The sequence below is a fragment of the Allotabrizicola aquatica (SeqCode) genome, from assembly GCF_965194375.1.
Classification (GTDB): Bacteria; Pseudomonadota; Alphaproteobacteria; order Rhodobacterales; family Rhodobacteraceae; genus Tabrizicola_A; species Tabrizicola_A aquatica.
The window spans coordinates 1-20,347 of record NZ_CBDAEL010000003.1 but is presented as its reverse complement, the minus strand read 5'-3'; the positions used below and the strand labels follow the sequence as shown (position 1 = coordinate 20,347).

Below are 20,347 nucleotides of genomic sequence, written 5' to 3'. Positions count from 1 at the left end.
GCGCGTCAGGCCACTTTCAGCAGCGTTTTCAGGGCTGTATTGTCGGTGACCAGATCCGCCAGCGTTGATTGGTCAAGCCGCCCATAAAAGGCGCCCAAAGCCTCTTCCAGCACGCATTTCAACCGGCAACAGCCCGCAAGCGGGCAGCTCGCCTGCCGTTCCTCGGTGCATTCTGTAAAGGGCAAAACCGCCTCAAAGGCGCGAAACACCTCGCCCACGCCGATCTCTTCCGGCGCGCGCGCCAGCATCAGCCCGCCCGATCTACCGCGCTGGGTTTTGATATAGCCCTTGCGCGCCAAAAGGTGGATCACCTGCGCCAGATGGTTTTCCGAGGCGCCGCAGGCCGTGGCCACCTCGTGCTTGCGCACGATCTGGCCGGGGTTCACGGCGCAAAACATCAAGGTGCGCATCGCCAGATTGGTGCGTGTTGTCAGTCGCATGGCGTTACCCCCGCATTGGATTGTCAGGGCGACATTAGCCCAGCGTGTCGAACCTGTATTTGATACAGATCATTCGCGGGACGTTTCAGCTCGCGGCCTCGGCCGCGGCGCAAGGAGATAGCGCGGCTATCCGGCCAGATCGCTTGACAGTCCCCGCCCCGGCGCGAAACATTGGCCGAAGGCAGGCATCCCGTGAAAGGGCCTCGCAGCCGTCTTTTCAGTGATCTTTTTCTTGAGGCATTTCATGACCCTGCGGAGAATTCCGACCCGGCCGATTTCGGGCCAAAAGCCCGGCACCAGCGGGTTGCGCAAAAAGACCAAGGTCTTCATGGCACCGCAGTATCTGGAGAACTTTGTCCAAGCGACCTTCGATGTGGTGGGGGCGCTTGGTAAAACCTTTGTTCTGGGCGGCGACGGGCGCTATTTCAACGACCGCGCCGCGCAGGTGATCTTGGCGATGGCTGCGGCCAATGGGGTGGCGGGGGTGATCGTTGGGCATGGAGCGATTTTGTCAACTCCGGCGGCCAGCCATCTGATAAGGCTGAACAAAGCGGATGGCGGGATCATCCTGTCCGCCAGCCACAACCCGGGCGGGCCGGAGGAGGATTTCGGGGTTAAATTCAATATGCCCAATGGCGGCCCCGCGCCCGAAAGTGTGACCGAGGCGATCTATTCGCGCACCACGACCATGGCTGAGTATCGCATCTGGGAGGGGCAGGACATCGATCTTACCCGGATCGGACCCCAGCACATCGGCGACATGGCCGTCGATGTGGTCGACCCTGTAGCGGATTACGCCGCCTTGATGGAAGGGCTTTTCGACTTCCCCGCCATTCGCGCCCTCTTTCAACGTGGGTTTCGCATGCGGATGGATGCGATGAATGCGGTCACCGGGCCCTATGCCGTTGAAATTCTTGAAAACCGTCTGGGTGCTGCCAAGGGCACCGTGGTCAACGCCACCCCCTTGCCCGATTTTGGCGGGCTGCATCCCGACCCCAATCCGACATGGGCCCATGGGTTGATGGCGGAGATGATGGGAGAAAACGCCCCTGATTTCGGCGCAGCGAGCGATGGAGATGGCGATCGCAACATGGTGGTGGGGCGGGGGATCTATGTCTCGCCCTCGGACAGTCTCGCCGTCTTGGCTGCGAACGCACATCTGGCCCCGGCCTATGCCAAGGGCTTGGCGGGCGTGGCGCGGTCCATGCCCACCTCGGCGGCGCTGGACCGGGTGGCGGCGGCTTTGGGGATTGCGTGCCATGAGACGCCGACGGGCTGGAAGTTCTTTGGCAACCTTTTGGATGCGGGCAAGGTGACGCTGTGCGGCGAGGAAAGCTTTGGCACCGGCAGCGACCATGTGCGCGAGAAGGACGGGCTTTGGGCGGTTCTGTTGTGGTTGAACATTCTGGCGGTGCGGGGCCTGTCGGTGGCCGAGATCATGGCCGATCACTGGGCGCGCTTTGGCCGCAACTATTACAGCCGCCACGATTATGAGGCGATTGAGACCTCGCGGGCAGATGCGATGATGGCGGCGTTGCGCTCCAGCCTGCCCAGCCTGCCGGGGCGGAAGATGGCGGGGCTGACGGTGACAGCGGCGGATGATTTTTCCTGTGAAGATCCGGTGGATGGCGCGGTCGCCAAAGGGCAGGGCGTGCGGGTGATGTTCGAGGGGGGCGCGCGGTTTGTGATGCGGCTTTCTGGCACCGGCACGGAAGGGGCGACGCTGCGGCTGTATCTGGAGCGCTATGCGCCGGGGCCGGAGGGGCTGGATTTGCATCCGCAAGAGGCATTGGCCCCCGTGATTGCAGCCGCCGAGGCGATTGCGGTGATTGCCGGGCAGACCGGCCGCACGGCGCCGGACGTGGTGACCTGAGCGGGCCGGGCCAAGGGTGAGTATTTGGAAAGGCGCAAAACTTCGTGCGTTTGCGACATTTGATCTGTCGGGAAAAGCCAAGCAGCGGGGGCGGCTTTGTTGAAACTTGACACATGTGTCGAGAAGGAGACGGGCATGAGCGAGACGCGGGCAAGATCAGGGCGGCAGGCGCGGCAGGCAGAGCGCGCGCAAAAGGGTGCCGGCGTGGGGCGGCCCTATATCCAGCGCAATATCCCGACCTATGACGTGCTGTCTGAGGAGAACTTGATCCGGGTCGAAGCGGCGGCTGACCGGATTTTGGCTGAGACCGGCATCGAGTTCCGCGATGACCCCGAAGTGCTGGAGATGTGGCGCAAGGCCGGGGCCAAGGTGGATGGGCTTTTGGTCAAGTTTGAGCCGGGCATGCTGCGCGAGATCCTGCGCTCGGCCCCGGCAGAGTTTACCCAACACGCCCGCAACCCGGCCAATTCGGTGCGGATTGGCGGCAAGAACGTGGTCTTCTCGCCAGCCTATGGCAGCCCCTTCGTGATGGATCTGGACCGGGGTCGGCGCTTTGGCACGCTGGACGATTTCCAGAATTTCATCAAGCTGGCGCAATCCTCTCCGAATTTCCACCATTCAGGCGGCACGATTTGTGAGCCGACCGATATTCCGGTGAACAAGCGGCATCTGGATATGGTGATGGCCCATATCGAGTATTCCGATCGGCCCTTCATGGGGTCGGTCACCGCGGAAGAACGGTCAGAAGACAGCATTGAGATGTGCCGTATCCTTTTTGGCCGCGATTTCGTCGACCAGAACTGCGTGATCCTTGGCAATGTGAACGTTAACTCACCGCTTGTGTGGGACGGCACCATGACCAAATCGCTGCGGGCCTATGCGCGGGCCAATCAGGCTGCGGTGATCGTGCCGTTTATCTTGGGCGGGGCGATGGGGCCGGTGACCAATGCGGGCGCAATCGCGCAGTCTTTGGCGGAAACCATGGCGGGCTGTGCGCTGACCCAGTTGGAGCGCAAGGGCGCGCCGGTGATCTTTGGCAACTTCCTGTCCTCGATGTCCTTGCGGTCGGGCAGCCCGACCTTCGGCACGCCGGAGCCTGCGATTGGCTCGATGGTGATTGGCCAGCTGGCGCGGCGCTTGAACTTGCCGCTGCGCTGCTCGGGCAATTTCACGACCTCAAAGCTGCCCGACGCCCAGGCGATGATGGAAGGCACCATGTCGATGCTGTCCGCCATTCATTGCGGGGCGAATTTCATCCTGCATTCGGCGGGCTTCTTGGATGGGCTTTTGAGCATGTCTTACGAGAAGTTCATGCTGGATGCTGATCTGTGTGGGGCGCTGCATTCCTATCTGGATGGGATCAAGATCGACGACGATCAGCTGGCCGTCGATGCCTTTGCCGAAGTGGGGCCGGGCAACCATTTCTTTGGCTGTTCGCACACCATGGCGCATTATGAGACCGCGTTTTGGGACAGCGAGTTGTCGGACAACGAGCCTTTTGAAAAGTGGGAAGCTGCCGGATCAACTGATGCGGCGACGCGGGCCAATGCGCTTTGGAAAAAGCGGCTGGCCGAATATCAGGCCCCGGCTTTGGATGAGGGCATCCGCGAGGGGCTGCGTGACTTTATCGAAGGCCGCAAGACCGGTATGGCGGACGCTTGGTATTGAGAGAAAAGGGATGCGTCCATTTTTGGATGCATCCCGTTTTTCTTCATAGATCAGGGACTTGCGGAACTTTGGTCGCGCACGCCGCGGATCCTGCGGCGGTGTGTCGATCAGCTGATCAGCCCGGTTTCGCGCAAGAGGCCGAGGCGCTTGGCCTCGTAATAGTAGCCTTTCGCGTACCACTTCATCGCCTTATCCTCGTTGCCGCCAGACACGAGCCACGCGCCGCGCAGGTATTTTGCGCCAAACTCCAGATTGGTGTCGGGGTCCAACAGCCCGGCAGGCGTGCCGCGATAGCCCATGCCATGGGCGGTCTGCGGCAGGATTTGCATCAGACCGTAGTAAGGCCCGTTGCGTGCAGCCGGGTTATAGCCACTTTCGCGCTGAATCTGGCGATGCAGCAGGCTTTCGGGAATCTCATAGGTCGCGGCCCATTTGCGGATGAGCGCGCGCAACTCTGGGGTTTCGCCGGGATGCAGCGCGGCATGCGACACCTCAGGCTCAGGCCGGGTGCCACAGGCGGCCAAAGCGGTGAGCGACAGAAGAAGAGCAGTGCGGCGGGTCAGCATGGGGGCCTCGGGAAGGTTGGGTCGCAGGGTCATAACGGGCCAAAGCGCAGGTGGAAAGGGGGCAGGCACTTCGCCTGCGTCGGATCGGCGGAGTTGCGACTTTGGCCGTGCTGGCCAGAGCGGGGCAACGGGTGATAGGCTTGGTCTCATGAACTGCGAGGCAAGCCGATGACCCAGACCGACCCTTCTTTGCGCCCTGCGCCGCAACGGGCGCTGATTGTCGATGACCATCCTTTGTTTTGTGATGCTCTGTCGATGACGCTGAAGATGGTGGCGGGGCTGCCCGTGGTGGAAACGGCGGGGTCTTTGGAGGAGGCGACGGCGCGGCTCGACCGGGGGCCACGGCCCGATCTGGTGCTGTTGGATCTGAACCTGCCGGATGTCGATGGGCTGGACGGGCTGGTGCGGCTACGTCTGGTGGTGCCGGATGTGCCGGTGTTGGTGGTGTCCTCCTTGGCTGATCCGCGCATCATGCGGGCGGCAGTGCGGGCGGGGGCGGCGGGGTTTGTGCCCAAGCACGCCCACCGCGACACCTACCGCGCCGCTTTAGATGCGGTGCGCGCGGGGCGGACCTATCTGCCCGATGGGGTGCAGGCCGAAGGCGGCACCAGCGCCAGCGAAGAGGCGATTGCGCGATTGGGGCTTCTCACCCGCCAGCAGGCGCGCATTTTGCAGCTGATCTGCGAGGGCAAGCTGAACAAACAAATCGCCTATGAGCTCAATATTGCGGAAACCACGGTCAAGGCGCATGTCACGGCGATTATGCGCAAGCTTGGGGTTCTGAGCCGAACGCAGGCAGTCTTGATGGCGAAAGAGGCGCGGTTTTCGGCCATGGTGCCGGAAGGCTAAGGCCTTCGCTGCGTCCAAGACCCCTTGCGCGGGGGCGGTGGATCGCCCAACCTTTCGGCAGGCTTGGGAGGGTCTTTGGTGGAGGACTGCGGGCAGATCATGGCGCTGATGCCGCGCGTTTCGGTGCCCGCATGGGGGCCGGGGCGGGCGGCTGCTTTGGCACAGGCGCTGGGGGCGGGGCCCTTTGCGGCGGTCTTGCTGTTTGTCTCGCCCGAAACCGATCTTGCGGCCTTGGCCACCGAGGTAACGGCTGCCTTTGGCGCGGTGCCGGTGATTGGCTGCACCACGGCGGGGGAAATCACCGGAGCAGGCTATGCCGAGGGCGAGATTGTCGCCGTGGGCTTGCCGCAGGGCTTGTTCATGGTCTCGACCCTCTTGATCGCCGATCTGGGGCGGATTGAGGCGCAGGCGCTGATTGGCCAGTTGATCCGCGACCGCCAAGCCATGGCGCGGGCACGGCCCGCATGGGAGGGCGAGTTTGCCTTTCTCATGGTGGACGGGCTCTCGGTGCGCGAGGATGAGCTGGCCTCGACCTTGGCGCGGGGTTTGGGGCCGGTGCCCTTGTTTGGCGGCTCGGCAGGGGATGGCACGCGGTTTGGCGCGACCTTTGTGCTGCATGAGGGGCGGTTCTTGCAAAATGCCGCTGTCGTCACGCTGGTGCGGACGGCGGCGCGGGTGAAGGTGTTCAGCCTAGACCATCTGCGCCCGACCGAGGCACGCATGGTGGTGACCGAAGCCGACCCTGCGCGCCGCATTGTGCGCGGGATCAACGCCGAACCTGCCGCGCGGGAATATGCGCGCATTCTGGGCAAGGACCCGGCGCAACTGACGACGTTCACCTTTGCCGCCCATCCGGTTGTCGTGCGCATTGGCGGCGCGCATCACGTGCGCGCCATCCAACAGGTGGATGCCAACGGCGATCTGATCTTTTTCTCAGCCATAGATGAGGGGGTTGTGCTGACCTTGGCCGAACCGCAGGACATGGCTGCCCATCTGTCGCGGGCCTTGGCCGATTTGCGGGGGCAGGGGGCGGCCCCGGCGATTTTGGCTTGCGACTGCATTTTGCGGCGTATGGAAGCCTTGGAAAAGCAGATGACCGGCGAGATTTCGGCGGTGTTGAGCGCCCATGGCGTGGTGGGGTTTTCCACCTATGGCGAGCAGGTCAATTCGATGCATGTCAACCAAACCATGACCGGCGTGGCGCTTTATCCGCCGGACGCAGTTGACGGGGGCGGCTTGTGACCGACACGCTTGTAAACCCCGCCGATCCACCGGCCCGCCAAATTGAAAAGCTGTTGGCGATCTCCAAGGTCTTAATGCGCCGGGTGGAGCAGATTGCCGATGATGGCGGCGCGGCCTATGCCCAGTTTCAGCGCGCGGCCATGCTGGAAGATCAGGTGCGCGAGCGCACGCGCGAATTGGAACGCGCGCTGGATTTGCTGAACGCCTCCAATGCCGCGCTGGAGGATGCCAATCGCGAGACCGAACGCGCGCGCCAAAACCTCGCCGATGCGATTGAGACGGTGCAGGAGGGGTTCGCGCTTTTTGGCCCCGATGATGTCTTGGTCATGTGCAACAGCCGGTTTTGCGTGCATTTGACCGATGTGCGCCCAGCCTTGCAGCCGGGGCTGACCTTTGCCGCCTATGTCGATCTGGTCAGCCAGTCGCAGGATCTGGAACTGCCCGAGGGCGAGACGGCGGAAAGCTGGGTCGTGCAGCGGCGGCGGCGGCATATGGATCAGCATGTGATCTTCAATGTCCGCATGCGCTGGGACCATTGGGTGCAGGTGTCCGAGCATCGCACCAATGACGGCGGCACCGTGGTTTTGCAGACCGATGTGACCGACCTCATCCGGTTTGAGCGGCAAGAGTTGGGCCGCCTGTTGGACGATCAGGAACGGCTGGTGCGCGCCACTTTGGACCATATCAACCAAGGGGTGGCGATTTTTGACGCCGGGCAGCGGTTGGTCGGATGGAATGCGCGGCTTGGGGTTTTGCTTGCGCTGCCGATGGTGCGGATGCGGGTGGGGGCTGAGTTTGGCGCGCTCTTTGATGGGCTCGCGCGGCAGTTCCGCTTTGGTGAGGGGATGACGGCGGATCGGCTGGGCGCTTGGGTGGATGGCCGGGGCGGGCGACCGCCGGTGACGTTCGAGCTGCGCCGCGATCCGGGGCTGATCCTGGATGTCTTTGCGCAGGAAATGCCGGACAAGGGGTTCTTGTTCAGCTTTACCGATGTCACCGCCGAGCGCCGGGCGGTCGAGGATATGGCGCGCGCCAAGGAAACACTTGAGGCCCGCGTGGTCGAACGCACGCTCGATCTTGAGGACGCGCTGGCGCAGGCTGAACGGGCCAATGCCTCACGCTCGCGCTTTGTGGCGGCGGCGAGCCATGATCTGTTGCAGCCCCTCTCGGCGGCCAAGCTGTTTTTGTCATCCGTGCCCGAAACCGATCTGCCCGCGCCGGTGGTCGAGGCGGTGGGCAAGGCGCAAAATGCGCTGGTCTCGGTTGAGGGCATTCTGGCGGCCCTTTTGGATATCTCGCGGCTGGAAAGCGGCAAGGCAGCGGTAACCGTGGCGCCGATCCGGATGGGGCGGCTTTTGGTGCAATTGGCCGATGAGTTTCAGCCTTTGGCGGCGGCCAAGGGGCTGAGATTGACGGTGCGCCCCTGTGAGGCGGTGGTGCTGTCCGACCCCGGATATCTGCGGCGCATTCTGCAAAATCTGATCGGCAATGCGATCCGCTACACCGAAACCGGGCGGGTTCTGGTGGCCGCGCGGGTGCGCGGGGGGATGCTGCGGCTGGAGGTCTGGGACACCGGCCCGGGGATTGCCGAGGCCGAGCAAGAAAACATCTTCAAAGAGTTCCATCGCATCGCCGGGCGGGCCAGCGCCTCGGAAGGGTTGGGGCTGGGCTTGGCCATTGTGGACCGCGCGGCAGCTTTGCTGGGCCACCCTTTGGGCCTGTCGTCACGGCAAGGTCGCGGCACGGTGTTTATGCTGCAGGTGCCCTTGGCCGATGGCATGGTGCCCGAGGAGCGTCCCGCCTTTGCCGCGCTGCCGGGCCGGTCGGTGGAAGGGCGGATTGTGCTGTTGGTGGAAAATGACGCGGAACTGCGCCGCGCTATGGTCCTTTTCTTGGAAAAATGGGGCGTCGCGGTGATCGAAGCGTCCAGCGGCGAAGAGGCTTTGGCGTTGATCGAAGATCTGGGCATCCTGCCCGATGCGCTGATTGCCGATCAGCAATTGGGAACGGGGATGAGCGGGCTTGAAACGCTGGTCGCCCTGCGCGCCCGTGCCCCCGACTTGCCGGCGCGCCTGCTCTCGGCTGATCGGGGCGAGGGTCTGCGTGAGGCCGCAACCGCAGCGGGGTTGGGGCTGTTGATTAAGCCGGTACAGCCCGAGGCGATTTACGCCTTTCTGGCCGCGACTACGACCAAGGAACCATAGCGCCGCGTGGCGGGTCCCCTTAGGCTGTCGGCCGAGTGAGGAGTTTTCGTGATGCAACTGTCCGATGTGAAAACCATCAAGGCCAGCCCAGAAACCGTTTGGGCCGCGATCTTGAATCCTGAAGTTTTGATGCAATGCGTGCCGGGCTGCCAAAGCATGACTGGCTCGGTCGAAGAGGGATTTGAGGCCACGGTGAAGCAAAAGGTCGGCCCGGTCAGCGCCACCTTTACAGGGGTGGTTAAGCTGTCGGATATCGATCCGGGCCGCGCCGTGACAATTTCGGGCGAAGGCAAGGGCGGGGCGGCGGGCCATGCCAAGGGCGGGGCCAAAGTGACGATGGTCGCGGTGCCTGAGGGGACCGAATTGTCCTACACGGTTGATGCCTCGGTCGGTGGCAAGATTGCCCAATTGGGCAGCCGCTTGATCGACGGCTTTGCCAAGAAGATGGCGGATGAGTTCTTCACCCGCTTTCAAGACGCGTTGGAGGCCCCGGAGGAGGGGTCTGATGAGGCCGAGGCCATTGCCGAAGGCAGCGAAGAAGCCCCGAAGAAGGGCTGGTTCAAGCGCATGATCGGCGCCTGAGCTCAAGACGTAACAAAGACTGAAAAGACGTACCCAGGACTGTCCAAGGGAGGAAATCCATGACGAAAGTCAGCATGACCGTGAACGGCAAAGCCGTTGCGGGCGAGGTTGAAGGCCGCACGCTGTTGTCGGCCTTTTTGCGTGAGGGGCTGGGTCTAACCGGCACCCATGTCGGCTGCGACACCAGCCAGTGCGGCGCCTGTGTGGTGCATGTCGATGGCAAGCCAGTGAAATCCTGCACCGTCTTTGCGCAGGACGTGGCCGGTGCGCAGGTCAAGACCATTGAAGGCATGGCCAACCCGGACGGGTCTTTGGGTGTGCTGCAGCAGGCGTTCCAAGATCATCACGGTCTGCAGTGCGGTTTCTGCACGCCGGGCATGGTGATGTCTTCGGCAGCCCTTTTGGCGGAAAACCCCAAGCCGACCGAGGCCGAGGTGCGCCATTACCTTGAGGGCAATATCTGCCGCTGCACGGGTTATCACAACATCGTCAAAGCTGTGCTGTCTGCCTCGGGGCAGACGGTCGCGGCGGAATGAGGGGGGATCAGATGCCGAAGGATCATGGAATTGGCGCATCGTCAAAGCGCCGCGAGGATATCCGCTTTCTGACCGGTCGCGGGGTTTACACCGACGACATGGCGCTGCACGGGCAGACCTATGCGGTCTTTGTCCGCTCGACCGTGGCGCATGGCCGGATCAAGTCGATCAACGCCAAGGCGGCCGAGGCGATGCCGGGCGTTCTGGCCGTCTTTACTGGCGAGGATTTCAAGGACGTGGGCGGCAACCCGGCGGGTTGGCTTATCAAGTCGCGCAATGGCGAACCGATGCGCGAGCCGAAGCGCCCGGTGCTGGCCCATGGCAAAGTGCGCCATGTGGGCGATGCCTATGCCGCTGTGGTCGCCGAGACCTATCAACAGGCGAAAGACGCAGCCCAGCAACTGGCTGATGATACCGTGATCGAGGAGCTGCCCGCGATCATCGACATGGCCAAGGCTTTGGCGGATTCGTCGAACCGCGTGCATGACGAGATTCCGGACAACCAGTGCTATGACTGGGGCTGGATCGAAGACAACCGCGCCGCCGTGGACGCCGCTTTCAAGGCCGCACCCCATGTCACGACGCTGGAATTGGTCAACAACCGTCTGGTACCGAACGCGATGGAACCGCGCGCCTCGATCGGCGAGTATTTCCCCGGCACGGGCGATTACAAGCTGACCACCACCAGCCAGAACCCACACCTGACGCGGCTTTTGGTGGCGGCCTTTGTTCTGGGGATTCCGGAAAACAAGCTGACCGTTGTCGCGCCTGATGTGGGCGGCGGCTTTGGCTCAAAAATCTATCACTATGGCGAAGAGGCCTTGGTGCTGGCTGCATCCAAGAAATTGGGTCGTCCGGTGCGCTGGACGGCGGAACGCTCGGAAAGCTTCCTGTCCGATGCTCATGGCCGCGATCATGTGACGAAGATCGAGTTGGCCTGCGACAAAGAGGGCAATTTCCTTGCCTTCCGGACCGAGACCATGGCCAACGTCGGTGCCTATCTGTCGAACTTCGCGACCGTGACGCCGACCTTCTTGCACGGCACGCTGATGGCCGGCCCCTACAAGGTGCCGCATGTCTATGTGAACGTGAAAACCGTGTTCACCAACACGGCTCCGGTCGACGCCTATCGTGGGGCAGGGCGGCCGGAGGCGACCTATTCGCTGGAACGCGTGATCGACAAGATGTGCCGCGAGTTGGGTCTTGATCCGTTCGAAGTGCGTCGGAAGAACTTTATCACCACCGACATGTTCCCCTACACCACGCCAGTGGCGCTGGTTTATGACACCGGCAACTATCACGCGACCTTGGATCGTGCGATGCAGATGGCCGACGTGGCGGGCTTTGCCAAGCGTCGCGCCGAAAGTGCTGCGCGCGGCAAGCTGCGCGGCATGGGGCTGTCGACTTGGATCGAGGCCTGCGGCATTGCGCCGAGCCACCTTGTCGGCATCCTTGGCGCGCGGGTTGGTCTGTATGACGCGGCCACAGTGCGGGTGAATGCGACCGGCAATATCAGCGTGATGGTCGGCGCGCACAGCCACGGGCAGGGCCATGAGACGGTGTTCGCGCAGATCGTGGCGGACAAGCTTGGCATTCCCGAGGCCTCGGTCGAGATTGTCCATGGTGACACCTCGAAGATTCCGTTCGGGATGGGCTCTTATGGCTCGCGCTCCTTGGCGGTTTGCGGTGTGGCAATGACCAAGGCGGTGGACAAGATCATCGCCAAGGGCAAGAAGATTGCCGCGCATATGCTGGAAGCCTCTGAAGGGGATATCACCTTTGAGGATGGCAAGTTCAGCGTGGCGGGCACCGACAAGGCCAAGACCTTTGGCGAGATCGCCTTCTCGGCCTATGTCCCGCACAACTATCCACTTGAAACGCTGGAACCGGGGCTGGAGGAAACTGCCTTCTACGACCCGGCCAACTTCACCTATCCCGCAGGCGCCTATATCTGCGAGGTCGAGGTGGATGAGGGCACCGGCAAAGTGGACGTCTTGGCGTTCCATTGCGCCGACGATTTTGGCAACATCATGAACCCGATGATCGTGGAAGGTCAGGTGCATGGCGGTGTGGGTCAAGGCATCGGTCAGGCGCTGTTGGAAAACACGACCTATGATGAGAACGGCCAGCTTCTGACGGGTTCGTACATGGATTACGCCATGCCGCGCGCCGATGATGTGCCGTTCTACAACGTGGACTACTCGTGCCAGACGGCCTGCACCCACAACCCCTTGGGTGTGAAGGGCTGCGGCGAGGCGGGTGCCATCGGCTCACCCCCGGCGGTGATCAACGCGGTGTTGGATGCGTTGAACTCGGGCGGCCATAAGGTGGCCCATATCGATATGCCCGTCTCGCCCGGTCGGGTGTGGCAGGCGATGAACGGCTAACAGGGAGGGACAAAAGATGCACAACTTTGACTTCGTGAAACCCTCCTCGATTGCCGAGGCGGCGAAACTTCTGGGCCAAGACGGGGCGCAGCCCCTGTCGGGCGGTCAGACGCTGATGCCGACGATGAAGCAGCGGCTTGCGGCGCCGTCGGTTCTGGTCAGCCTGACCGGGATTGCCGAGTTGCAGGGCGTTTGCATGGGCGATGGTGGCTTGCACATCGGCGGGGCCACGGCCCATGCCGTGGTGGCACGTGAGGCGGCCAAGCATTACCCGGCGCTCGCGGCCCTTGCGGGCGGCATCGGCGATCCGGCGGTGCGCTCTCGCGGCACGATCGGTGGGTCGATTGCCAACAATGACCCCTCGGCCTGCTATCCTTCAGCGGTTTTGGGCGGTGGGGCCACGGTGGTGACCAACAAGCGCAAGATCGCGGCGGACGACTACTTTCAGGGCATGTTCACGACCGCCCTTGAAGAAGGCGAGTTCGTCACGGGCGTCACCTTCCCGATCCCGGAGAAGGCGGCCTATGTGAAGTTCAATCAGCCTGCCAGCCGCTTTGCCCTGACCGGGGTGTTTGTGGCCAAGTTCAAGACGGGCGTGCGGGTCGCCGTGACGGGTGCGTCGAACAATGGCGTGTTCCGCTGGGCCGAAGGCGAGGCGGCCTTGTCGAAATCCTTTACCGCTGATGCGGTCAAGGGTCTGGCGGTGGATGACAACGACATGATCTCGGATCTGCACGGAACGGCGGCTTATCGCGCCAATCTGGTACGCGTGCTGACCGGGCGTGCCGTGACCGCCGCGCACTGATCGCAAGGGCAGAACAACCCAAGGCCCCGGGAGACCGGGGCCTTTGTCATTTTTGCGTGATATTTGGGGGCTAATCTGCCGCATATCGGGGGCTTGCCTTGAAACGAACCCAAGATATAGTGATACGACAGTCAATTGACGGGGATACCTCGGACTATGGACGGCGACTTCAGGACACAGTTTGTACGCGATCCCGCTTCGCTGAAGCATTTTCCGGCGCTGGTCCTGAATGCCGATTATAGACCGCTGAGTTACTACCCCTTGTCGCTGTGGCCCTGGCAAGAGGCGATCAAGGCGGCGGTGCTCGACCGGGTGCAGATCGTGGCCGAATATGACCATGTGGTGCGCAGCCAAAGGCAAGAGTTCCGCATACCCTCGGTCGTCGTCCTGAAAGACTATGTGAAACCTCAAAAGCGCGTGGCCTTCACGCGCTTTAATCTTTTTCTACGGGACGAGTTTTGCTGTCAGTATTGCGCCAGCAAGGGCGATCTGACCTTTGACCATGTGGTGCCACGCTCGCGCGGGGGGATCACCAGTTGGGAAAACGTGGTGGCCGCCTGCAGCCCGTGCAATCTGCGCAAAGGGTCCAAGACCTTGCGCCAATCGGGTCTGTCATTGAACCGGGTGCCGCGTCAGCCGACAGCCGCCGAGATGCTGGCGCATGGTCGTCGCTTTCCGCCCAACCATCTGCACAAAAGCTGGATGGATTATCTGTATTGGGACGCGGAACTCGACGCGTAACGGACGGCCCATGTTGGAGCCTCACCGCGCGACCGCTGTGAATGGGCTTGTGCGCCAAGTGTCCGGGGCTTGCGTTTGGGGCGCGACAAGAGGTTTAAGCCTTTGCAAAGCAGTGCTAGACTTTGCCGATCTACGGGGGTATGAAGCGCCCGTTAGCGCTAACATAACCGAAGCAACTCCGGCAGGATGTCGCCATGGCCCCTCGTGTCATACCCGTTGACCCTTTTGATCTGGTGATTTTCGGCGGAACCGGGGATCTGGCCCGCCGCAAAATCTTGCCGGGTCTGTATCGCCGCTTTCAAGGCGGCCAGATGACCGACGCGGGCCGCATTATCGGTGCGGCGCGGGCCGAGCTAACCGATGAGGGCTTTCGCGCCTTTGTGCGCGAGGCGGTGGAAGAATTTGTGCCACCGAGCCGTCGCGACGAGGCGAGCCTTGCTGCCTTTCTCTCCCATGTGGGCTATGTGGCGATTGACGCCAAGGGTGATGCAGGCTGGCCTGAACTCAAGGCGCGGATGCGCGGCGGTGTGGTGCAGGCCTTTTACTTCTCAGTCTCGCCCACGCTCTTTGGTGATCTGGCCGAGCGGCTGCATGCCCATGGCATTGCCGATGGACAGTCGCGTATCGTGGTGGAAAAGCCCTTTGGCCGCGATCTGGCCACGGCGCGGGCGTTGAACGCGGTTCTGGCGCGGCATTTCTCGGAACAGCAGATCTACCGGATCGACCATTATCTGGGCAAGGAAACCGTCCAGAACCTGATGGCGGTGCGCTTTGCCAATATCCTGTTCGAGCCGTTGTGGAAGGCCGAATACATCGACCATGTGCAAATCACCGTGGCTGAGACGGTGGATGTGGCCGGGCGCGGAGCCTATTACGACACGTCGGGTGCCATGCGCGATATGGTGCAAAACCACCTGATGCAGTTGTTGTGCCTGATCGCGATGGAGCCGCCCTATCACTTTGACCCGGACGCCGTGCGCGATGAAAAGCTGAAGGTCATCCGCGCGCTGGATCCGGTGAAGCCCGAAGACATCGTCCGCGGCCAGTATCGGCCGACGACGGCGGGCAACGACGGCTACCGCGACCATGCCGAAAACCCCGACAGCCGCACCGAAAGCTATATTGCGCTGAAGGCCAATATCTCAAACTGGCGCTGGAAGGGGACACCTTTTTATCTGCGCACTGGCAAAAAGCTGCGGGCGCGCTCGTCCGAGATTGCGATCACCTTCCGCGAGCCGCCGCATTCTATTTTTGACGACGAACGCGGCTGGCGCGAAAATGTGCTGGTGATCCGGTTGCAGCCCAATGAGGGCATGAACCTGATGGTGATGATCAAGGAACCCGGTCCGGGCGGCATGCGCCTGATGCAGGTGCCCTTGGACATGAGCTTTGCCGAGACGGTCGGGGCCGATCTGAATGAGGTGCCCGACGCCTATGAGCGGCTGATCATGGATGTGATCCGGGGCAACCAGACCCTCTTTATGCGCGGCGACGAGGTCGAGGCAGCTTGGGCCTGGGCAGACCCGATCATTCAGGGCTGGGAAGCGCGGGGCGACAAGCCGCAGCCCTATGATGCAGGGTCCTCGGGGCCAGAAGATGCGCTGATGCTGATGCACCGCGATGGGCGGCGCTGGCGGGACATTCGGGAATGAGGCTGATCGCCTATCCCGATCGGGACCAGCTGTATCACGGGCTCGCCAAGCTGTTGGCCGAGGGGCTGGTCGCGGCGATTGCCGAGCGGGGCCATGCCTCGCTCTCGGTGCCGGGTGGTACGACGCCGGGGCCGGTGTTCGACATCCTGTCCCAGATGCCGCTTGATTGGTCCAAGGTGGCGGTGTTCTTGAATGATGAGCGCTGGGTGGACGAAGACAGCCCGCGCTCTAACACAGGGCTTTTGCGCGCGCGGCTTTTGTGTGGCCCGGCGGCCAAGGCCAAGCTCGTGCCGCTTTATGCCCCAGCCGCCCAGCCTGAGGACCAGCTTGCAGCGCTGGCCGAAGGCCTCGCGCCGCATCTGCCTGTTTCGGTGCTGCTTTTGGGCATGGGTGCGGACATGCACACGGCAAGCCTCTTTCCCGGTGCGGACTTCTTGACACAGGCGCTGGCCGCCGATGCGCCGCCCTTGATGGCCCTGCGCGCTGAGGCGGCGGGCGAGCCGCGCGTGACGCTGACAGCACCTGTGCTGCAAGCGGCTGAGGCCATCCATATTCTCATCACAGGGGCCGAAAAGCGCGCGGCGATTGAGCGTGCGCGCGATCTACCCCCGGAACTGGCGCCGATCCGCGCCGTTCTGGACGACGCAACCGTACATTGGGCGGAGTAAGCCATGGCCGACAAATGGCAAGCCTTGAAAGACCATCACGCCGCGACGGCTAAGGGCAAAATTCTGGATCTTTTCGCCGCCGATCCCACCCGGGCTGCTTCGTTCTCGGTGCGCGAAGGTGACATGCTCTTCGACTATTCGAAAACCGGCATCGATGCGCGGGCGCGCGCGCTTTTGCTGGATTTGGCGCAAGGATCAGGCGTGGCCGCGCGCCGTACGGCGATGTTTGCCGGGGAAAAGATTAACGACACCGAGGGCCGGGCGGTGCTGCATGTGGCGCTGCGGGCGGGTGACGAGGCGGTTATCGCGGTGGACGGGGCCGATGTGATGCCGGGCGTGCGGGCGACACGGGCACGGATGGCGGCCTTTGCCGAAGATGTGCGGCAGGGCCGTATGCGCGGGCAGGGCGGGCGGATCACCGATGTGGTGAATATTGGCATCGGCGGATCGGACCTCGGTCCGGCCATGGCGGTGCTGGCGCTGGCACCCTATCACGACGGACCGCGCGTGCATTTTGTGTCGAACGTCGATGGCGCGCATATCGCGGATACGCTGAAAGGTCTGAACCCCGAGACGACGCTGGTGATCGTCGCCTCCAAGACCTTTACCACCATTGAAACCATGACCAATGCTGACACGGCCAAGGCCTGGATGGCGGGACAGGTGGCACAGCCCAACCGCCAATTCGCCGCTGTCTCCACCGCCGCTGACAAGACCGCCGCCTATGGCATTGATCCGGGCCGTGTTTTTGGCTTAGAGGATTGGGTTGGCGGGCGCTATTCGCTTTGGGGGCCAATTGGCCTCGCCCTGATGATCGCCATCGGAGCCAAGCAGTTTGACCAGTTTCTGGCCGGGGCACGGGCGATGGACGACCATTTCCAAAGCGCGCCGCCGCTGGCGAATATGCCGATCATGCTGGCCTTGGTCGGCATTTGGCACGCGCAGATTGCAGGCCATGCCAGCCGCGCGTTGCTGCCCTATGATCAGCGGCTGTCGCGGCTGCCGGCTTATTTGCAGCAGCTGGAAATGGAGAGCAACGGCAAGCGCGTGGCGGTCGATGGCTCAGACCTGACGGTGCAATCGGGCCCCGTGGTCTGGGGCGAGCCGGGCACCAATGGCCAGCATGCGTTCTACCAGTTGATCCATCAGGGAACCCGCGTGGTGCCGTGCGAGTTTCTGGTGGCGCGCGAAGGGCATGAACGAGACCTTACGCATCAGCACCTCTTGCTGGTCGCCAATTGTCTGGCGCAGTCCGAAGCCTTGATGCGGGGCCGCTCCTTGGACGAGGCGCGGGCGATCATGGCGAAGAAGGGCCTCAGCGGGCCAGAGTTGGAACGTCAGGCGCGCCACCGGGTGTTTCCGGGCAACCGACCCTCCACGACGCTGGCCTATCCTAAGCTCACGCCTTTCACGCTGGGCCAGATCCTCGCGCTTTATGAGCATCGGGTCTTTGTCGAAGGCGTGATTCTGGGCATCAATTCCTATGACCAATGGGGAGTGGAATTGGGCAAGGAACTCGCGCTGGCGCTGCAACCGGTGCTGGAGGGTAAGACGGGCACTGAGGGCAAGGACGGCTCAACGGCGGCGCTGGTGGCGTTCTTGAAGCCCTAATGCCAGCAGAACGGTTTTCCGAGCACTGTTGTCTTCAATGCGGCGCAAATATCCTCGGGGGGTATGCCGTTGGTTTCGGCATTGGTCCGAGAAACCAATGGCGTGGGCTGGTACGGGCGAGGGGGGCAGAAAGCCCCCCTTACTTTTCGATTCATCTTCGAGAACAGCTTACTTCAGCGCGGCCGTCACGATGATCTCAACCTTGTAATCCGGGGTGGCAAGCTTGGCCTCACCGGTTGCGCGGGAGGGCGTGTGCCCGGCGGGCACCCAAGTGTCCCAGACCTTGTTCATATCGTCAAAGGTCGAGATATCGGCCAGCCAGATCTGAACCGAGAGAATGCGGGTCTTATCGGTGCCAGCTTCGGCGAGGATGCGGTCAACCTCGGCCAGACAGGTGCGGGTCTGGGCCTCGACGCTGTCACCGGGGTTGCCGATCTGACCGGCCAGCCAGACAATGCCATTGTAGCAAACAGCTTCGGACATGCGGGCGCCAACGCCAATCCGCTTGATCTCGTTCGACATGAGGTAGTGCTCCGTTCATCTGGGCGGGAAAAGGAATGGCGCTTGCTAGCCCGACGGGTGGAAAAAGGAAAGCCATTTGCTGAATGGGCGGGGTCTTGCCGATGGCGTGGCGAAGGGGTTTTCCGAAGGGCCGTGGCATGGCAAGACGCTGCGATGTTTTAACAACTGCAGGTTTGCTGATGTTCCGAATGCCCCGTATCCTTGTGCTGACCGCCAGTTTGGCGTTGATCCCGGCCTTGGCCGCCGGGGCCGAAGAGGGTGCAGTGGTGACGGGTGCGGCAGAAACCGTGGCGGTGCCGCTTAAGACCGGCGGGCTTTTTGTCGGTATTTTCTCCCAAGATCCGGCCGCGCAGCAAGCGCGGGCCGAGCGTCGCGCGGCGGCCAAAGCCGAACGGGACGCAGAGCGTGAGGCGCGGCGTGCCGACCGGCAGCGCGCCAAGGCATCGGGCCATGCCCAGTCGAGCTCCACCAGCGACGCGGCGCGGGCCGAGGTGAAGGCGGCAGTCGCCGAGGCGGTGGCCAACAAACCCAAGGGGCGCATCTGGTGTGTGCCCTTCGCTCGGGCGGTGACCGGGCTTGATATTCGCGGCAATGCCAAAACCTGGTGGCAGCAAGCCAAGGGCCGCTATGCCCGCGGCCAAGAGCCCGCAGTGGGCGCCGTGATGTCCTTTGCTGCCAGCCGCGCCATGCCCAAGGGCCATGTGGCGGTGGTCTCCAAGGTGCTTTCAGACCGGGAGATTCTGGTCGATCAGGCCAATTGGGAACGCAACCAGATCACGCTTGATACGCTGGTGGTTGATGTCTCGGACAAGGGCGACTGGAGCCGCGTCAAGGTGGCCAGCGTGGGCGGCACGCTTGGCCGTGTGAACCCAGTGAATGGGTTTATTTATAACTAAGCCCCTCCTCAGTGTCTTGGAGAGTTTTCCGATTGAGTTAAGCTAGGTCGTGCACCGCTGATGGTTATGGTTTGCGTCGCATTAGACTACGTCAGGCGGTTGACCGACATGGGCGGCGTGAGGCCGCTAGTGGTTGCAGCAGGTAATCTAACGCCCCACGCCGGCTTTCGCCCATGATCCGTTTTTCTATGCGTGCAGATAGAGGCATTCATGCTTCCACTACCGCCAGAGCCGCTCCATGAAGGTGATGTCCAAGTATCGGGTTTTGCTGCCCATCGATATCATTGTCTTGTGCCGCTTCAACCTGTCAGTCCAGTCGAAGGATGTGAACTGGCTGCTCTCGTCGATGTTCATGATTTGGGCCGGTAGAACTTTGGGATGGCCTTGTTCAGCGCGTAGAGGCAGAAGTCCGCCTCCAACGTTTTTGAGATGCGGCAGCAGAGCACTTTGCGACTGAACCAGTACATGATGGCCACCAGAAATATGAAGTCTTTGTGCATCAGCCAATATGTGACGTCAGCGCACCAGACCTGATTAGGGCGGTCGATCCGCAGCACGCCCAGCAGATAGGGGTAGGTCTTGTTGGCATTCAGCGGGATTGAGCTACTCCCCAACTCTTGGACAGCTTTCCGGGTTGTTTAAGCTACTGCCTGCACCTGCTGATCGGTTTCAATGCGGTTAAAGTAGACCACGGCGGGCGGTTGGCCGCCATGGGCAGTGTGAGGGCGTTGGTGGTTGTAGAAGGTGATCCAGCGCCCGATGCCGACCCGTGCCTGCGATCCGGTTTCCCAGGCGTGCAGATAGACGCATTCATACTTCAGGGACCGCCACAGGCGCTCGATGAAGATGTTGTCGATGCAGCGCCCTTTGCCGTCCATAGAGATCCGGGTGCCAACCCGTTTCAGCCTGTCAGTCCAGACGAAGGACGTGAACTGGCTGCCCTGATCCGTGTTCATGATCTCGGGCGGGCCGAACTTATGGATCGCCTCGTTCAAAGCCTCCACGCAGAAGTCGGCTTCCAGCGTGTTGGATATCCGCCAGGCCAGCACCTTGCGGGTATACCAGTCCATGATGGCGACCAGATAGAGGAAGCCACGGCGCATCG

The 20,347-nt window shown here is 62.3% G+C and carries 19 protein-coding genes; 14 read left to right on the top strand and 5 right to left on the bottom strand.

The window, feature by feature from the left end:
• Positions 1 to 5: 5 nt before the first annotated feature.
• On the bottom strand, positions 6 to 440 hold the full coding sequence (locus tag AC72UB_RS05375; protein WP_505188868.1) for an RrF2 family transcriptional regulator: 435 nt from the start codon (positions 438 to 440) through the stop codon (positions 6 to 8).
• 244 nt (positions 441 to 684) lie between these two features.
• Between AC72UB_RS05375 and AC72UB_RS05370 the strand changes: the two genes are divergently transcribed.
• The gene (locus tag AC72UB_RS05370; protein WP_505188867.1) at positions 685 to 2,313 is read left to right on the top strand and encodes an alpha-D-glucose phosphate-specific phosphoglucomutase; all 1,629 of its coding nucleotides are present in this window, start codon (positions 685 to 687) and stop codon (positions 2,311 to 2,313) included.
• 135 nt (positions 2,314 to 2,448) lie between these two features.
• On the top strand, positions 2,449 to 3,981 hold the full coding sequence (locus AC72UB_RS05365) for a trimethylamine methyltransferase family protein (protein ID WP_463289348.1): 1,533 nt from the start codon (positions 2,449 to 2,451) through the stop codon (positions 3,979 to 3,981).
• 107 nt (positions 3,982 to 4,088) lie between these two features.
• Here the strand turns inward: AC72UB_RS05365 and AC72UB_RS05360 are convergent, their stop codons facing one another.
• Positions 4,089 to 4,580: a transglycosylase SLT domain-containing protein gene (locus AC72UB_RS05360; RefSeq protein WP_505188866.1), complete on the bottom strand. Its 492-nt coding sequence runs from the start codon at positions 4,578 to 4,580 to the stop codon at positions 4,089 to 4,091.
• Positions 4,581 to 4,715: 135 nt separating this feature from the next.
• Between AC72UB_RS05360 and AC72UB_RS05355 the strand changes: the two genes are divergently transcribed.
• From AC72UB_RS05355 to pgi, 11 genes are all read left to right on the top strand, one after another.
• Complete coding sequence (locus AC72UB_RS05355; protein ID WP_505188865.1) at positions 4,716 to 5,396, top strand: response regulator transcription factor; 681 nt, start codon at positions 4,716 to 4,718, stop codon at positions 5,394 to 5,396.
• A 99-nt stretch (positions 5,397 to 5,495) separates the two neighbouring features.
• Positions 5,496 to 6,638, top strand: a complete 1,143-nt coding sequence (locus AC72UB_RS05350) for an FIST N-terminal domain-containing protein (protein WP_505189130.1) — start codon at positions 5,496 to 5,498, stop codon at positions 6,636 to 6,638.
• Entirely contained in the window at positions 6,635 to 8,842 is a 2,208-nt protein-coding gene (locus tag AC72UB_RS05345) for a hybrid sensor histidine kinase/response regulator (RefSeq protein WP_505188864.1), read from the top strand. Before AC72UB_RS05350 ends, AC72UB_RS05345 begins: the two co-directional genes overlap by 4 nt.
• A 51-nt stretch (positions 8,843 to 8,893) precedes the next feature.
• Positions 8,894 to 9,424 carry an SRPBCC family protein gene (locus AC72UB_RS05340; RefSeq protein ID WP_505188863.1) on the top strand — a complete coding sequence of 177 codons (531 nt, stop codon included), beginning with the start codon at positions 8,894 to 8,896 and terminating at the stop codon, positions 9,422 to 9,424.
• A 59-nt stretch (positions 9,425 to 9,483) separates the two neighbouring features.
• On the top strand, positions 9,484 to 9,960 hold the full coding sequence (locus AC72UB_RS05335; RefSeq protein WP_505188862.1) for a (2Fe-2S)-binding protein: 477 nt from the start codon (positions 9,484 to 9,486) through the stop codon (positions 9,958 to 9,960).
• Between the two features lie 11 nt (positions 9,961 to 9,971).
• The gene (locus tag AC72UB_RS05330) at positions 9,972 to 12,347 is read left to right on the top strand and encodes a xanthine dehydrogenase family protein molybdopterin-binding subunit (protein WP_505188861.1); all 2,376 of its coding nucleotides are present in this window, start codon (positions 9,972 to 9,974) and stop codon (positions 12,345 to 12,347) included.
• Positions 12,348 to 12,363: 16 nt separating this feature from the next.
• Positions 12,364 to 13,152, top strand: a complete 789-nt coding sequence (locus AC72UB_RS05325) for an FAD binding domain-containing protein (protein ID WP_505188860.1) — start codon at positions 12,364 to 12,366, stop codon at positions 13,150 to 13,152.
• 156 nt (positions 13,153 to 13,308) lie between these two features.
• Entirely contained in the window at positions 13,309 to 13,893 is a 585-nt protein-coding gene (locus tag AC72UB_RS05320; RefSeq protein WP_463289357.1) for an HNH endonuclease, read from the top strand.
• 194 nt (positions 13,894 to 14,087) lie between these two features.
• Complete coding sequence (gene zwf, locus AC72UB_RS05315) at positions 14,088 to 15,545, top strand: glucose-6-phosphate dehydrogenase (protein WP_505188859.1); 1,458 nt, start codon at positions 14,088 to 14,090, stop codon at positions 15,543 to 15,545.
• On the top strand, positions 15,542 to 16,213 hold the full coding sequence (gene pgl / locus AC72UB_RS05310; RefSeq protein ID WP_505188858.1) for a 6-phosphogluconolactonase: 672 nt from the start codon (positions 15,542 to 15,544) through the stop codon (positions 16,211 to 16,213). Before zwf ends, pgl begins: the two co-directional genes overlap by 4 nt.
• Positions 16,214 to 16,216: 3 nt before the next feature.
• The gene (gene pgi, locus AC72UB_RS05305) at positions 16,217 to 17,824 is read left to right on the top strand and encodes a glucose-6-phosphate isomerase (protein ID WP_505188857.1); all 1,608 of its coding nucleotides are present in this window, start codon (positions 16,217 to 16,219) and stop codon (positions 17,822 to 17,824) included.
• Positions 17,825 to 17,992: 168 nt separating this feature from the next.
• Here pgi and AC72UB_RS05300 read toward each other — a convergent pair whose 3' ends face one another.
• Complete coding sequence (locus AC72UB_RS05300; protein ID WP_463289361.1) at positions 17,993 to 18,346, bottom strand: RidA family protein; 354 nt, start codon at positions 18,344 to 18,346, stop codon at positions 17,993 to 17,995.
• A gap of 188 nt (positions 18,347 to 18,534) precedes the next feature.
• Between AC72UB_RS05300 and AC72UB_RS05295 the strand changes: the two genes are divergently transcribed.
• Positions 18,535 to 19,242, top strand: a complete 708-nt coding sequence (locus tag AC72UB_RS05295) for a CHAP domain-containing protein (protein WP_505188856.1) — start codon at positions 18,535 to 18,537, stop codon at positions 19,240 to 19,242.
• 350 nt (positions 19,243 to 19,592) lie between these two features.
• Here the strand turns inward: AC72UB_RS05295 and AC72UB_RS05290 are convergent, their stop codons facing one another.
• Together AC72UB_RS05290 and AC72UB_RS05285 are read right to left on the bottom strand one after the other, a co-directional pair.
• On the bottom strand, positions 19,593 to 19,799 hold the full coding sequence (locus AC72UB_RS05290) for a DDE-type integrase/transposase/recombinase (protein WP_505188855.1): 207 nt from the start codon (positions 19,797 to 19,799) through the stop codon (positions 19,593 to 19,595).
• Between the two features lie 81 nt (positions 19,800 to 19,880).
• Positions 19,881 to 20,347 (bottom strand): IS3 family transposase (locus AC72UB_RS05285; RefSeq protein ID WP_505188854.1); only part of this gene is annotated, 467 nt, incomplete at its 5' end.